Raw genomic sequence first — 14968 nt, forward strand, 5'->3', positions numbered from 1 at the left:
ACCAATTCTAGCCTTACTATTATAGGCATTTCCTAGTTAAAATGACTCCAAACAAGGTAAACCTTAAGTAATCCTTTAATATAAATCACCCCTTAAACCCAAACTATTTTTAAGCAGCAACAACACTCAAATATTAACAGCAATACCAGCAACAGCGATACCCAAGGAAATACTCAGAATTTTAGTAACAACTTAGATACAAGTTATATTACGTACGACAGACCCTTATACAAGACCACAAAAAAACCCAGTGAGTACTTTCATACCCCTGGGTTTCAGAAAGAAGGCTTTAAACCAAATAATTTGCTGGTGCCCGGATTTTTTACCCCAAGAACCACATTACAACTCCAACACGCGAATTTTACGCACTAATACATAAATTTTTTCTAACTATTAACTATCAAGATAAATATCAATAACAGCACAAATATCAGAGCATGACCAGAAAAGCGTGGCCATATAATTATTAGTTAAGCCTTAATGTACCAGATAAAGGATCATAGCGTGTCCCTGCACTCTTTCTAAGCAGTGCTAAAAAATAATCGGTATAGAGTAAATTCGATGCTAAGATTTGTGTTTCTGGTAGGCCGCTTATCTTCATGACACCCTATGTAATTATGCCCGCCATTAAAGGGGGGCAAATCAAATGCATTGCCCCCCCCTTTCCCTATTGTCGGTTACGTTTAATCATTTCCTCAAGATTGTCCCATCCTCGGGGAATGTGACTCCAGTTTAATCGTTTCCGATTCCGTTTTAACTGCTTCCGCAGCTCAAAATGCTGGTCTGACCTTTTCCGTATGTTTACCGCCAAGGCGTTGCTCGACCTCCTGGTGAGCGACCGCCATCGAGGGTGGCGCCGCTCATCCTGCCGCGGAATCTTAAGCGGGCCTTCAACACCCTGGGCGGAGGGCCGGCCTGGTTGGCGGCTATCCCACGGGCCGGCCCCTCTCCGCCGCTGACTGGGGTGGAGCGAGCTCAATTCGCCGTCGATGGACGCCAAGCTACCGACCTCCCTGGCCTTGGGCGAGCAGAACTTCGCGCCACTGCAGGCGCATGCAGCGACAATCGCTTGGCCCCTGTGGCGGCAGGTGGCCATCCACGGGAGCGAGCGAGTGGCCGCGTTGAAGCGCTTAAACCCGCGTACCGCCGAGTAAGGAAAGGGTTCAACCGGAATCGGAAGCGTTTAACCAGAATCATTGGGGAACCAGGAAAAAGTTTAACCCGCATTTGGTCAGCGAGGAAATGGTTAAGCCGTAACTGACAGACACCTGTAATGAGGGAGGTTCCCCCTTCCTCTCCCTTATAGGTGGCGATAAGAGCGCTTATCGTAAGTGAATTTTACCGGTAATCTCCAGAACTTTTTATCGTAATATTATGTTACCATAAATAATACGTAATCCATTACTTTAAACACGAGAGAGGAAGGAGGCACCACATGGCCCGTCCCGGCGTCACCTATCGTGAAGTGGCCGAAGCGGCCACCGCCCTGAGTCATCAAGGCCAATCCCCGACGGTAGATGGGGTGCGCGCTTGGCTCGGCACCGGCAGTAAAAGTACGATTGGCCCCTTGCTGAAACAGTGGAAGGCCCAACAGGCGGAACGGGTGGATGAGGCGAAGACGGGGCTGCCCGCGGAGTTGGTGGCGGCGGTGAAAGGGCTCTATGACAGCCTGCAGCAGCAGGCTCAGGCCCAAGTGGAGGCCATGAAAGAAGACACCCAAGCCCAGGTGGAAGCCGCCCGGCAGGCACAAGCAGCGGCGGAGGCGCGTCAGCAAGCGTTGGAAAGGGATTTGGAAGCACGGGAAGCGGCGGAGAAGCAATTGGCAGCCGAAAAAGACACTCTGAAAGCCGCCCTGGAAGATTCCCAGCGGGCCCAACTTACGATGCAGGCGGAGGCGGAGGGCTTACGGGAACGCCTCGAAGACCAAACCCAAGTCGTGCAGGACCTCAAGGATCAGCTCGCCCAAGCCCAGGCCAATTTGGAGCATTATCGGGAATCCGTGCGTCAGCAGCGAGAGCAAGAGCGCGCCGATTTTGAACGGCAGCTTCGGCCGCTGGAACAGGCGCTGAAGGAGAGTCGGGCTGAACAAAAGGCGCTCCAGGTGGCTTATGGTCGGCTGGAGAAGGACCAGGCCCGGCTTCTGGCGGAGCGGGATCAAGTGCAGGCAGAAAATGTCTCTCTAAATGAACAAGTGGGGCAGTTAAACCGGGATTTGGTCCACACCCAGCAGCAGCGGGCCGAAGGGGAGGGGCGATACCAGGCCTTAGTCCAGGCTTATCAAGAAGCGATTGCCAAGCTGGAGGCTCGGGAAAAAGATCTCCTCGACGTGGAAAAGCAAAACGCCACGGCCCAAGCGAAGGTGGCGGCCTTGAGTGCGGCACTGCAAAAAGCCGAAGCCAAAATGGAAGGGCTGCAAGCGGAGAACCGCGTCCTGGCTCAGGAAAAGGCTGTCATTGAGGGGCAGTTTAAACAGTGGCAGGGGTCCTTGTGAGCGAAGGCAAGAATCCACAAAAGGCCGCTTGATTTTGTGTCTAGAAAACCCTTGCCACATTAAGATGACGCTGTTTGCAAGTCGCTAGTCGCTATCACCCTAAAAAGTCGTGATCGTTTGTCCGGAGAACCCTTGCTACATCATTATCCCTGACAGCCCGGCCATAGGCCGAAAAACGCGCCCGCTTCCTCAAGATCGGCGAATGAGGCTTGACCTTTCCCTACCTTCGGCTGCCACAATCCCTGCCTGAAGGGATACAATCCTTTATTTTAAGAGGGGGACCGCCCAACTTTTGCCTTCCCGGTGGGAGCGGTTTAGTCCAACAGACATTTATCCGTTATGCATGCCAATGCTCGCGCAGCATCCATATCTTTGGCGCGCGCACGACAGATAAATGCTTAGATGTTAGGCAACTCAGATAAGGAGCTAGTAAATGACGGATAGAACGCGCAGGTATTGGGCCATACGAACCGATAGGTACAACAAGCCGCTGCTTCTTAGCGAGCTTCGAGACGGCCGCCTGCGACAAGGGTGGGGCTACGATCCAAGCCAGGACTTAGAGTTAATTCAAGGGGAGATCCACAAAGGAGAAAAGTGGTGGGAACGCCTATCGGAGACGCAAAAGGAGGTCCTGCCACACCTCCGCATGCTGTCCTCCTCGGAAGATAGCGTACAACCTGGTGACCTTATCCTCGTGCCCAATTTGCCGGAAGACGGCTATTTCTTGCTGGCAGAGGTGACCGGTACGTATTACTACGATCCTTTAACACTTTCCGCCGAAGAGAATATAAATGACCTTCCAAAAGACTACGGGCACGTTCTACCGGTTCGCTTACTTACGGAGCACGGGATTAACAGATACGCTGACCATGTGCACGCTAGCATTCGAAGTACCCTCCGCACTCCTATGCGTATGTGGTGCCTCGATGGGTATGGCGATATTATTGAGGAGCTCTTATCGGAGTATCAAGCGGGGGCTGATTTTTCAGCTGCCGAATCCGGTGAGGCACGACTCGCTAGCGCTTGGGATACGGCCTTGTCTCATGTGTATGACGCGCTGCAGAAGCGCCTTGCCCCCGAGCTAGACGCACGCTTCCAAGCCGCCGAGTGGGAGGAGCCGATAAAGATGGTATTGGGGAATCTTTATCCAGGAGCTGACATCCGGTGGGTGGGTGGCCCGCAAGAGAACGGAGCAGACGTGATTGTACAGATACCCAATCACTTTAAGGGGTTGCCATGGCTCATCGTGGTGCAGGTCAAAAACTATGTTGGGGAGCTAGGCCCGGCGGTACTAGCGCAGTTACGGGCGGCGTATCAACGCTATAGCCAAGATGGGAAGCTACTATCGTTGGTGGTCATGACAACCGCTGATAGAGCGTCCCCGGAGTTTGTTTCCGGCGCTGAATCAATGTCGAAGGAACTGAATGTTCCTGTAGAGGCCGTTCTCCGCAACGAAATGATGAAGTTGATTTCAAGAGGTCTCGTCACTCGATTGGTCGGAGAATCAGCCGGAGCCGATGCTCCGTAGGCTCCGCCTTACGCCCATTATGGTGCTGAGCTGTAAAATGGAAGATAACCTGAACGAAGAAGAGCCGAGCAAGTCGCTGCAGCTGACGACCCTCGGTAGCGCATTAGGTTGAAAATATGTTTGAGAACGCGATACACAACATTTCATCCTGCGACCAAAATACAATCGGACTTATTCTTGGGTTCATTGGTGCTGTTCTTGTAACTTTATTTGGTATGCCATCAATTCCATTGCTAAACGAGGGTAGCTATATAGAAATTCAAGTTACAACAAGAATGAAAGTTTACTCATGGATATCAAGAGCAGGTCTATTGCTAATAGCGCTTGGCTTTATGTTCCAGTTAGCTGGTATCGAGAGGGCTTCGTGACACATCGCCAATCTAACTCGGCGCTCCACCCGACCGCGTACCGCTACGCGGCTTTGCCCCGTGTTAGCGCTGCGCTCATCCTGAGCGTCCTCTCCACGCGGGGGTGCCGCTCAACTTCGACCCGTTAGCCGTAAGAAAAGATATGGAATTTACCTTATTTTATAGAGGCGAGCTGAAGTCTAATGGTTCTCCAAATGAGAAACATCGGATTAGGCGAGCGCTACATCCGCAGCTAAAATACTTATGGGAACTAGAACCATTAAATGCTTATAAGGACTGGGTATCTTGCTCCAAGAAACCGGCAAGGTCTGATGAGAAAAAACTGTGCTTGTTGGAAAAAGTAGGTAACTTTACATTTGCTCCATTAGTGAGTTCAAAAATATTTTTGGCAACAGAGTTGATAATCACTCTCCTAAGACCTGAACAGCCAGGAAATATCATAATTCAATCTGGAGATATTGATAATAGACTAAAAACACTTTTCGATGCCTTATGTGTTCCTGCTCAAGAAAACCAGCTTCCAACAGGTAAAGTTCAAGAAGCAGACGAAAATCCCATATTCTGCTTGCTCGAGGATGATCGCCTAATAACATCAGTTCAAGTTAAGACAGATCGTCTATTGGAATCTGGATCTAATTCAAAAGAAGTGGTGTTGCTTATACATGCTAGAACAAAAGTGACGAAACACGTTATGAACAATGTTCATTTTATATGAATATTCAGCTAAACAAGGAAAATTAACCCGGACCACAAATTCCGCTTCGCTTCTTTTGTGTCCGGTTATTTTCGTCGTTGGACCTAAGGAATCGGCATTATGGATGCGGACACGATCATAGCAGAACTCAAGAGGTACGAAAGCGAACTCGCTGGAATACTTTCTCGGTTTAAGCGAAGTCATAATGGCATTCATATTGACCGGGCGGATGATCCTCTTTTCCGGCAATATGTTCACGAACTATTCGACCTGTTCAATGACGCCCTAGGCCGAAACAGCTATTCATCGCAAATTGCTGGGGAATTTAACGAAGGCGTGTCCAATTTTGTCAGTTCGCCTTCGTACAAGAGTGTCGAGAACATACTTTCCGTAATCCGTGCATCACTCACACGCTTCACGCGCAACCCACAGTTACTGAAACGAAAAAATATCGAAGAGGCCCTTCGCCATCGAGAAAACGTTTTTGTAATTCATGGCCGCGATGAAGCAAAATGGCGAGAACTAAAGGACATCCTTAGGACAGAGTTTCGGCTTAACCCTATCATACTGCTTGAGCAGCCGGATGCAGGATGTAAGACCGTCATTGAAAAATTTGAACACTATGCGCAAACGTGCAGCTACGCTATAGCGGTTTTTACGCCGGATGATGAGGTAACATCAGGAAATGACAAATACCTCCAAGCGCGACCGAATGTTATTTATGAGCTTGGCTGGTTTTGCGGCAGGCTCGGCCGTTCTGGTGCGATGCTACTTCTAAAGGAGGGAACCTCACTTTTTTCGGACTTCGGCGGAATCATCCAAAAGAGGTTCGCAAAAAATATCTCCGAGAAGGTCTCAGAGATCAAGCGAGACTTAGTGTCAGCAGGGGTTCTGGATGAAACCTAGACCCAATAATCCCTTAAGCTCGGACAGAAAAAAGCGTCGCTCGTTCCTCGCTCTGCTTTTCGCTGCCGGTGATGTGAGGCGTTGTGTTGCATGGAAAGTTCGATGCTAAATTTTGATAATCTAACTGAACGGTTGGTTGAAGAAATCAGGTCTGCGGCCATGCATTTAGATTTATATAAATCTATACGAAGTTCGATTCTGAGATACAGAGCGGGAGTAAACAGATCTCCTAATTTTTGGTCGTTAACCTTAAACGCACATTTAGAATCAACAAGGGCATCTCTTTGTAGAGTCTATGATCAAACTTCTAGAGGAAATCTTACGATCAAGAGCTGGCTTGAGGAGTTCAAAGCGCATCATTTAAAAGATGAGTTTTTCGAGCCCAGTGAGATTGATAAATTCAACCGGAAACCATTGGTACCCAATGAGATCGACCAAGACTTGGAATTAGTTTCGTCATCTGATGAACTGGTGGATACACTGTTCAAAAGGCACAGAAATAATGAAGTAGCACATATATCAATGAAGCTGGTATCCAGAGGTGAGTCATATTGGAAATCTTACCCATTAACCTACGATGATTATGAAAAGCTAATATCCAGGGCAGAAAATATTATTAATAAGTATATGGCACACCATAACAGTACGTCTTTCGCTCTACTATCGATTTTTCAGAAGGATGACTACCAGTACGTTATGGAAAGTATTGAGAAAAATGCAACACAACAAAAAAATGCAGCCGACGCATCATAAGATGCTTTCAGATCCGTAGAGACGCATGCGAGACCGTGACATCAAGATTCTCTGGGGGCGCTCCGGAAATCGCTGTGCAATCTGCAAGCTGGAGCTTACTCCTGATGGGACTCGAGAAACGCTCGGAGAGATGGCACATATCGTCGCCCGCTCACCCGACGGCCCCCGAGGAGGGGAGAGTCTGCCCCTTGAGGAGCGAGATCGATACGATAATCTGATCCTATTGTGTCCGACTCATCACGTGGAAGTTGACAAGGCTCCCGATTCATGGCCAACGACCCGGCTCCGAATGACGAAGCAAAATCACGAAGCGTGGGTGTCAACGCAGCTTGAATCTGGAGGAATCTCGATTCCCCCTATCGACAACTCGGAGTTCCTTGCGCAAAGAGAGCAGGCTTGGGCGGAAGCGAGTCGGGGTCAACTTGCAATGGTCCTCAGTCTGACCCCACTCAGAGTCGCCGGTGAAGTCTTGGACCCCCTCGATGAGAAGGTTGTCGCTACCTTGGAATCGGCCCGAGTACCTAGGAACGGACAAGGCGGTGAGGCTGTTAATCGGTATCGCACTCGCCCTACGGAACACGGCATATCGAATGAAGAATTTCTTGAGCCTGTAAGCGCCTTCGGACATTCAATTCAGGTGTTTCGAGCGGGGCATCTAGAGTACTTCTGCGAATTGGGTGGGGGCGTCGACCAAATCACTAGATGCGCTCAAGAGCGTAAAGCCAACCTCGGCGGTGCTAATTCCGTGCTCCGATACACTGACATTGCGGAGATCGCCGATCTTGGCCTTACATGGCTTGAGCAGGCGTGGCACGGCTTACTCCCGTTTAATGACATGACCTTTAGCTGTATGCTGGTGACTACTGCTCACTCCACCATGTACTCGGGGGAAACGAAATGGCGCGGGGGGCTCTTTGGGCACCCAGTCAGGGTGCCCACTCTACGAGTTTCGGAAGTCATCGCGAGAGACTTCGACCGAGAAGGAATCTTGCTCTACGCGCTTCGCCGACTCGTGAACAGTTACGGGCTTGTATTACAGGAGTTTAAAGACGCGAAGGGCGAGTATGTTCGCCCCGAAAGGATGCGGTAATGGCATCTCATTGGGTAACCGAGAGCATCTGACCCCCAGATCCCCTACCACCCGGCATGCGGGTCCGCACTAGGCGGTTCATGCGAAGGGAACACACGACGATGCCAGGCATACCATGCCCATGGCCCTTACAAGGAGACTTCCGCCCCATCAGTTCATGCCCATGTCCGGCGTACACAAAACGTTGAAGCTGACCATGGTAGCGCGGAGTTACGTAAATACCTTCGTGCTGAATCGCCGCCTACGTTTTTTTTCGGCTGTGCAGTGGCCGCTTAACTTAGCGTTGGGCGTCGGGTATTCACAGAACCAGCAGTAGGTCATAAGTTCGGCAAAGTCCTGTGATGGCGAAAGTTCAGATTAAATCCACCGCGATAACAAGGGCCGGTTACGAGTATCAAGACCTGGCTGGCATCGAGGTGCTTATTCGCCATTACCGAGATCCTGAACTCTACGCGTGGGTGCAGATCGAGGCAGATGATACGAATTACCGCGCGCTCGACGACATCGTGGCTGCACGCAAGGATGGGGCCTACGAGTTCGTGCAGGTCAAGTTTACAGTCGACTCCGACCGCTACGGCCTGGATTGGAACTGGCTTCTCTCCAAAACTAAAAACGGCACTTCGATGCTCGAGAAATGGGCGAAGTCCCTCGCCCGCGTTGCTGCGATGGGTCCGATCCACAGTGCGGGCCTCAAAACAAACCGCATACCATCTGCGGAGTTCGCCAAGTGTCTAAATGGCTCACGGGTCGACATTGACCTCCTGCCCAAGGAAATTCGCGAGCCAGTTGAGACTGCGTGCGGAGGTGCTGCCGAGGCAACGGAACGCCTTGGGCGTAAGCTCGCTTTCTTTGTACGGCTGCGCATCTGGGATCGAGAGGAGGACTATGGTGTCTACGCAGAATCGGAGCGTACGCACTTTGTGTTTGATTAAAGGTGGTGAAACTAGATCGGGGTTAAGGCTTCAGTCCGGCGTATCCGGCAGCCGCAGTGTGCTTTACAAGGCAAATAATCACGCCACTTTTCGGTTATCTTTCTCCTAGCCCAATGGGCTTTGTACCATACTGAGTTGGATGACCATCAATTCAGGCGACTGGCCACGGTGCTGAACCGTCTTAACCGGCACGTGGAAATCCGCATCGAACCTGTCTCTAACCCGGAAGCCTTCCCTATCGAAGCGGAGTAATGACCAGAGCGACCGTGGTTGGCTCGGGGATAGGGCGTTTTTTTTCGAAGGCATCCTCTACTCGGATATCGCCTGCTAGCGCAAATTGACTGGTACCCCCGGTAATCCCATCAATGCCATACTCGGGTCGCTTCACTGCCGGGCCATGTCTGCCACGGCTTGTGCCAGAGCGGCGGTCAGCCGCATCATGGTCTCATAGTCCAGTGTTGGGTATGTGTCGCTCGGGCCGTGGTAGTGGGGGTTGCGGAAATTGGCCGTGTCCGTGAGCATCAGGGCCGGGTAGCCCATCTCCCAGAAGGCCCAGTGGTCCGAGCGCCGGATGGCTTCCAACCGTTCCGGCGCGGCCAGACCTTCCGAGGGGACCGTGGCGTGTTCGCGAAAGGCCTCAATGGCGTCCCGCACCAGTTGCCGGGAAGCCGTATTGCCCACGAATGCCACGAAATTCCCCGTGTCCGGGTAGAGGTAGCCGAGGAGCGACGGGTAGTGCTGGCTGTCGCGTTCCCCGGTGTAGTAGCCCAGCATCTCCAGGGAGATCATGCCCACGATGTTCTCGCCGTCCGCGCGGGCCTGTCGGGCGTAATTCAGGCTGCCCATGGCTTGGGTGCCGAAGAAGGGGGCCTCTTCGTTGGCGAAGGCGACTAGGCGAAGGGTCCGCTCGGGCTTCGTGTCATGCAGCAGCCGCGCCAGCTCCAGCAGGACAGCGACCCCGGAGGCGTTGTCGTCCGCGCCGGGGCTGCCGCGGACCGTGTCGTAGTGGGCGCCGATGACCAGTGATTCGTCCTGCAGGCGGTCTCCCCGCAGCGTTACCTCGATATTGTCGAATAGTCTCTCACGGGTCTGAACGGCGTGCCTGACCGGTTCGTAGCCCGTGTTCCGGAACGTCTGTTCGATGTAGACCGCCGCGTTCAGTTTGTTATGGGGCTCCCCGTAGTGCCGCTCGCCAATCTGGTGGGACAGAACCCTGACATGCTTCCGGAGGCGGTCACGCAACGCCTTCTCTTCGCTCGCCAGCGGCGGCGGCAGGCCGCGGTAAGATTGGCCCGGCATGTGGAACACGACCCTGTAGATGCCCCCGAGTAGTCCGGCCAGGGCGAGGATCACGGCCACCACAACGAGGCCCTTTCCTGGTGACATATCAACCTCCTCGGTGAATATGATTTTTCGGAGGAAAAATTGCGGGATTCGGTGGGAAACAACCCCCCAAAATGGGTGCGAAGTTTAGGGGATACAAGCGGGTCCCCATCCTTTTACCCATCAGCAATTTATGAAAAATCCTAGGTCCCGTTTTGTATTTTTTGGCATCGACTCACTCTTTTTAGAAAAAAACGAAAAGCCAAACAGGAAAAATCCAGGGCTTTTCAACTATCCTTTAATCCATGCACTGGTCAACCATTGACGGTTTTCAGGATGAAGATCGCGGTTGGCAACCTTTCCCAGGCGGCGGTCAGTGGCAATCTCAGCCATCTTGTAGAGAGGTTCAACAGTCTCCCGATTCGGCAGCAAAGTAGTTGCGGTGGCGGGACGGCGTAGCCAGTCCGAAACAGCCATTGGATTGGTGTCCACTCGGCCATCGGCGTGTACTAACAGCGCAGCAAACTCCTGACGCATGCGCCGCCCCTGATCGTTCTGCCAGCGTAGGATAGCGGTACACAGGGCTTCCCCATTGAGATCGGTGATGGGTGTTGCCAGACCACCAAATTCATAAGATTTCGCTCGATCGAGTAAGTGGTGCATAAGCCTTGAATTAAGGTTGAGCATATGCACCCCAGGGCGACGAGTAATCTCTGCGCGTTCCAGCGTCACCCGCCAGCGGGTGCGGGCACTACTGAACTGGTTTGCTAATTCTTCTGGTAAACGAATTTCCCAGATCGCGTTCTTATGGGTGCGTTCAATGATCTCAATACCTTCTTGAACGAACATGCCTTCGATAAAGGCACGGAGATGATCATGGGCAATATGCAACTCCTCCCGACTCTCATTTGGATCGTAGCGACTAACATGAGCGAACAGATCTCGCTGCTTTTCCACAGCCTCACGGGCACGCTGCATCGCCTCTTCAATGCGCTTCCGAGTGCGGGACACCCCTGCTGAAGCAGCTTCTTCCAGAATTTGTTCGATCTCGAGTAAATCTGCCATCTCACCCAGAATGTCATCGGCGAGATTTTCATTGAACTCTGAGCCGAGTACTGCCATATCGCGCACAACTTGATCGAGCCGCAGATAGAGGGTGTCCATGATCTGGGCATCGAGGGTATCCGGGGCATGCACATTGAACACGATCACCCGCTTATCCTGGCCATACCGGTACAGGCGACCAATCCGCTGGACCAAGCGCATGGGATTCCAAGGTAAATCAAAATTGAAAACCACATGGCAGTAACGCTGGAGATTAATTCCTTCACCACCAGCCTCAGTGGAAACGAGAAACTGCCCTTTATCCTCAAAACGAGCAATTGCTGCACGACGCTCATCCTGGCTCTGGCCCCCACAAATTATCTCCACTTTATCAGCACCGAATCGGGCAACGAGGGTTTCACGCAGATAATCCTGAGTAGCTCGATATTCAGTAAAGATGAGCACCTTCTCGTCGGGATTTTTGGTGAGCACCTGTTCAAGCAATCCAGACTGGAATGCTTGCAGTTTACGATCATCATGAAGCAGAGATGCGGCCTGGCGGATCAGTTCCCGCAATGCATCCATTTCACCAGCAAAGAATTCCTTGTCGGAAGCTTCGAACATCTCCTCCCATTCACCAAAGTAGCGAATATCCGGTTCTTCTTCCTCATAGCTGCGCGCTCTAAACCCATCAAACTCTCCGTGCAACCGCTCAAGACGACGTTCTAGTGCACGATAGATGGCCGCAACACTAGAGGCAGCAAGCTTGCGATAAATTGTCATCACGAAATGGATGGCCCGCCCCATCCTGCCGCCCTGCTCCCGCCCCGCATTGTAACCTCGTTGCAGATATGCCTGCAGCGCCTTATCGAATGCCTGTACCGCCGGGCTGATATCAACCGAAATTGTCCTAGTCGTCTTGCCCTTGAAAATAAAATTTCCTTCTGCATCGGTAACATCCGCCTTATAATTTCGAAATACCATTTCCCGAACGAGATCGGGATTTAATGCAAGCCGGTTGATTGCACGCTTCCATTCTGGCCGCACTAGTTCCAACAATGCTTGAAACTTATCCTGCATGCCTTGGTGAGGAGTCGCTGATAATAAGATCATTGCATCGGTGCGAGGACGCAATTCAGCGGCAAGGCGAAACCGGTCGGCCGCCTTGAATGACCTCCCGTACTGACGTCGGCTTAAGCGATGCGCCTCATCGAACACGATCAGATCCCACCGGTCTGCATTAAGGAGGTTTTCTTTATGGTAATCAAGCTTCAGGCGATCAATCGAGCCGATTACAAAATCGTTCAGCTTCCACTGGCGAGCATCGTAACCTTCGAAATCACGGCCGTAGATCTGGAATTCATCGAAACCAAACTTGTCGCGCATTTCCTCCTGCCACTGTTGAGTTAAGCCTGCCGGAGTAACAATCAACACACGCCGGAGCATACCGCGGCTACGTAAAGCGGATAACAACATGCCCAATTCAATGGTTTTCCCGAGACCCACATCGTCGGCAATTAACCAGTTCAGGTTACCTGAGGCTAAGATATGGTGAACAAGGTGGATCTGGTGCGGTAAGGGATCAATTTCCAGCTGTGATAGGGCGCCCGTATTCTCGTTCCATAGTTCCAAGGCATAAGCAAGATTCTTCAACCGTAACCGCTCAGCTTCATTGGGGTCGGTAGGTTTTGGAACCAGGAAGCGATGTTTTACTCCCTTTACTGGGCGCAGGTTTTCATAAGGCAGCCATAACCGCTTACCACTCGCGGGAAACTCCACTAGCACTTGGTCGCGGCCGCCGAGAGTGCGATTCTCCAGTACGATCCCTTCGCCAAGAGAGGGCCGGATATTTGATCGGGGCACATCCTGAACGTCCATGCCGATGCTGAAACCGCTGCCAAGCTCCTGAGGATGATGCCAGGAAGTCAGCGTTTCCTTAAACCAACTGACTAAGATTTGCTTTTGCTCCATGTTAACGAACTTCACCCAACCTCTACGCGCCTTGGATTTTTGACGATCGCGAACCCAGGCACCTGGCACTGGTAAAAAAATGTGATGCTGCATCGTTGCTTAACCTGTTTTGTTCCCGTTTATACGTTGTTATGGGCCTCAATCAGGCTGCCTATTACTCTGGGAATAACGAGCTGAAATCCTAGGAGATGGCAAGTGGGCTAAACGCTTGGATGATACTGAGTTAAACTGCCTCTTATGATATTGCTATTCTTTGGAATATCTATTGGATTGATGACGGCCTTTTATGGTATAGCAGCCCCAAGCTCGGGACGGTAAAGCCAGGCTCAAAGTGTTCATCCTCAGTCCAACGGGGATCATCGGTCGCATCAAAGCGCCACTCTGGCCAGTCCGCAAGACAGTCTCGCATGCGACCCAAGCGATAAGCCAAGTACTGGTTAAAACTACGAATTCTAATACATCGGCGTGAATCTAAATACCACTCGTCAAATAAGCCATCAAGGAACTGTTCTATTTCTTCTGGGGCAGGATAACTGCCGAAACTGCGCGTTAGCGCGAGAGCCAACGGCCAGCTAAGCGTGTGATACCGGTTACTTGCTTTAGCAAATGCTTTAGGTGATCGTTTAAGTGAAGGTAGTTCAGTCCAAAATTCTGGCCGCTCCCGCCAAAAATCCCGCAGATCAATGGCAAGCCTAAGCTCCTCGGGTCTCATTCCTGCAATGAGTTCCCGCTCCATGGATACTCGGCATTGGCTCCACCAATGCCGCTCGAAAACATCGGTTAGAAGATCAATGCCCTCGGCTTCCCAGCCATAACGTAGCCCCAGCTCTATAGCTACCTGCTCGGCACGCTGTCGCCTTGTCAGGCGCCCATTTGCGATCACTTCGTTGCAAATATCCTCGCGCGTCGGGAGCTCATCAAACTCAAAGTCCGGGCCTTCTTCGTACAGATCCCATGGGTCGAGCAGGTCTTCTTTATTAGGATTACCGATTTCCTTAAGGAGGTCGTCTTCCTCAAGCCACTCCTCTAGCATTTCCAACTCGGATTCAGACGAATCAATATCTAGGAAAACGTCATCCTCATGCGCTTCTAATTCATCCCGTTCATGAATAGAACTCAACGAATCCTCAGCGGTAGCTGAAGTGGCCCTTGAAAGTGGAAGTTCAACGGGGGTCTGAATCAAATCCTGAGTGGGCTCAGTCGTCCTCTCAATAGAAAATGGTGTGAAAGCACCAGGCAATTTAGGAAGATCAATAGGGCCAGTAAAACTAGAATCTATCTGTTGCGTTAACACTAAGGGCTTTTGTTGCTCCTTTGTCCAATGATTTTCCCTGACTCCGGTAACTTCGTCTGGCAAAGTTTGTATCATCAGCTGTGAGTCGTTGGCAGAGGGAGCTAAGCTTTTTAATTCAGTGCCAGGGTGCTTATCTGCTCTGGGCGCTAGTTTGAGTTCAGGAATTGCAGATTCTGTTGTGGGGTTTGACTCCACAACAGGTATTTCATCGTCAAGGGTAAAATAAAACCGATGCTGTTCGACTTCCTTGGCTTGCCGTTCGATATAGTCATAATCGCTGCTATCCAAGCTGCCTATTTGAGCAGCATCTTGGGCAAGAGCATCTGCATCCAGAGTTTCCTTGAGCAAGGCTGCCTGCTTTATTAGCTCTAGGGCTTCATCCTGCTGGTGTTGGGCTAGGCGCACGCGTGCGAGTTCCAGCACAAGAATGGGAGATTTTTGCTCTTCCAATGCTTCAGTTAGCAAATCAGCAGCTGCCTGTTGCAGTCCTCTACTAAGTAAGCATCGAGCTTGAGCAATGATGCGTTCCTCTGTCCTTCTCATTACTTATGTTATTGTTTTCACTGCTGTTCTA

General features: G+C 51.3%; 13 protein-coding genes. 9 read left to right on the top strand and 4 right to left on the bottom strand.

Translation table 11 applies throughout. From position 1 onward, the window contains the following. Positions 1–850: 850 nt before the first annotated feature. From NHAL_RS21355 to NHAL_RS22310, 9 genes are all read left to right on the top strand, one after another. Complete coding sequence (locus tag NHAL_RS21355; protein WP_041356098.1) at positions 851–1261, top strand: hypothetical protein; 411 nt, start codon at positions 851–853, stop codon at positions 1259–1261. 174 nt (positions 1262–1435) lie between these two features. Next, positions 1436–2491, top strand: coding sequence for a DNA-binding protein (locus tag NHAL_RS19460; protein ID WP_013028124.1), 1056 nt, complete (start codon positions 1436–1438; stop codon positions 2489–2491). A 433-nt stretch (positions 2492–2924) separates the two neighbouring features. Next, a complete protein-coding gene (locus NHAL_RS19465) occupies positions 2925–4019 on the top strand; it encodes a restriction endonuclease (RefSeq protein WP_013028125.1) in 1095 nt (364 codons plus the stop codon). A 510-nt stretch (positions 4020–4529) separates the two neighbouring features. After that, positions 4530–5102 (top strand): hypothetical protein, encoded by a 573-nt coding sequence (locus NHAL_RS19475; RefSeq protein WP_013028127.1) that lies wholly within the window; start codon positions 4530–4532, stop codon positions 5100–5102. A 99-nt stretch (positions 5103–5201) separates the two neighbouring features. Continuing rightward, on the top strand, positions 5202–5987 hold the full coding sequence (locus tag NHAL_RS20005; RefSeq protein WP_013028128.1) for a TIR domain-containing protein: 786 nt from the start codon (positions 5202–5204) through the stop codon (positions 5985–5987). Positions 5988–6077: 90 nt separating this feature from the next. Then, positions 6078–6740 (top strand): AbiU2 domain-containing protein, encoded by a 663-nt coding sequence (locus NHAL_RS19485; RefSeq protein ID WP_013028129.1) that lies wholly within the window; start codon positions 6078–6080, stop codon positions 6738–6740. Between the two features lie 25 nt (positions 6741–6765). Beyond that, positions 6766–7830 carry an HNH endonuclease gene (locus NHAL_RS20010; protein WP_013028130.1) on the top strand — a complete coding sequence of 355 codons (1065 nt, stop codon included), beginning with the start codon at positions 6766–6768 and terminating at the stop codon, positions 7828–7830. Between the two features lie 341 nt (positions 7831–8171). Next, positions 8172–8762: a hypothetical protein gene (locus NHAL_RS19495; RefSeq protein ID WP_013028131.1), complete on the top strand. Its 591-nt coding sequence runs from the start codon at positions 8172–8174 to the stop codon at positions 8760–8762. A gap of 120 nt (positions 8763–8882) precedes the next feature. Further along, positions 8883–9014, top strand: a complete 132-nt coding sequence (locus NHAL_RS22310; RefSeq protein WP_275261130.1) for a hypothetical protein — start codon at positions 8883–8885, stop codon at positions 9012–9014. On the opposite strand, the gene NHAL_RS21360 is transcribed toward NHAL_RS22310, so the two are convergent. The 4 genes from NHAL_RS21360 to NHAL_RS19510 form a co-directional block, all read right to left on the bottom strand. Then, a complete protein-coding gene (locus tag NHAL_RS21360) occupies positions 8998–9150 on the bottom strand; it encodes a hypothetical protein (protein WP_157862682.1) in 153 nt (50 codons plus the stop codon). The genes NHAL_RS22310 and NHAL_RS21360 overlap by 17 nt on opposite strands. Beyond that, the gene (locus NHAL_RS19500; protein WP_013028132.1) at positions 9147–10148 is read right to left on the bottom strand and encodes a M20/M25/M40 family metallo-hydrolase; all 1002 of its coding nucleotides are present in this window, start codon (positions 10146–10148) and stop codon (positions 9147–9149) included. The genes NHAL_RS21360 and NHAL_RS19500 overlap by 4 nt, the downstream gene beginning before the upstream one ends. A 228-nt stretch (positions 10149–10376) precedes the next feature. Further along, entirely contained in the window at positions 10377–13193 is a 2817-nt protein-coding gene (locus tag NHAL_RS19505; protein ID WP_013028133.1) for a helicase-related protein, read from the bottom strand. A gap of 169 nt (positions 13194–13362) precedes the next feature. Beyond that, positions 13363–14937 (bottom strand): hypothetical protein, encoded by a 1575-nt coding sequence (locus NHAL_RS19510; RefSeq protein ID WP_013028134.1) that lies wholly within the window; start codon positions 14935–14937, stop codon positions 13363–13365. Positions 14938–14968: the final 31 nt, after the last annotated feature.

This window comes from Nitrosococcus halophilus Nc 4, from assembly GCF_000024725.1.
Classification (GTDB): Bacteria; Pseudomonadota; Gammaproteobacteria; order Nitrosococcales; family Nitrosococcaceae; genus Nitrosococcus; species Nitrosococcus halophilus.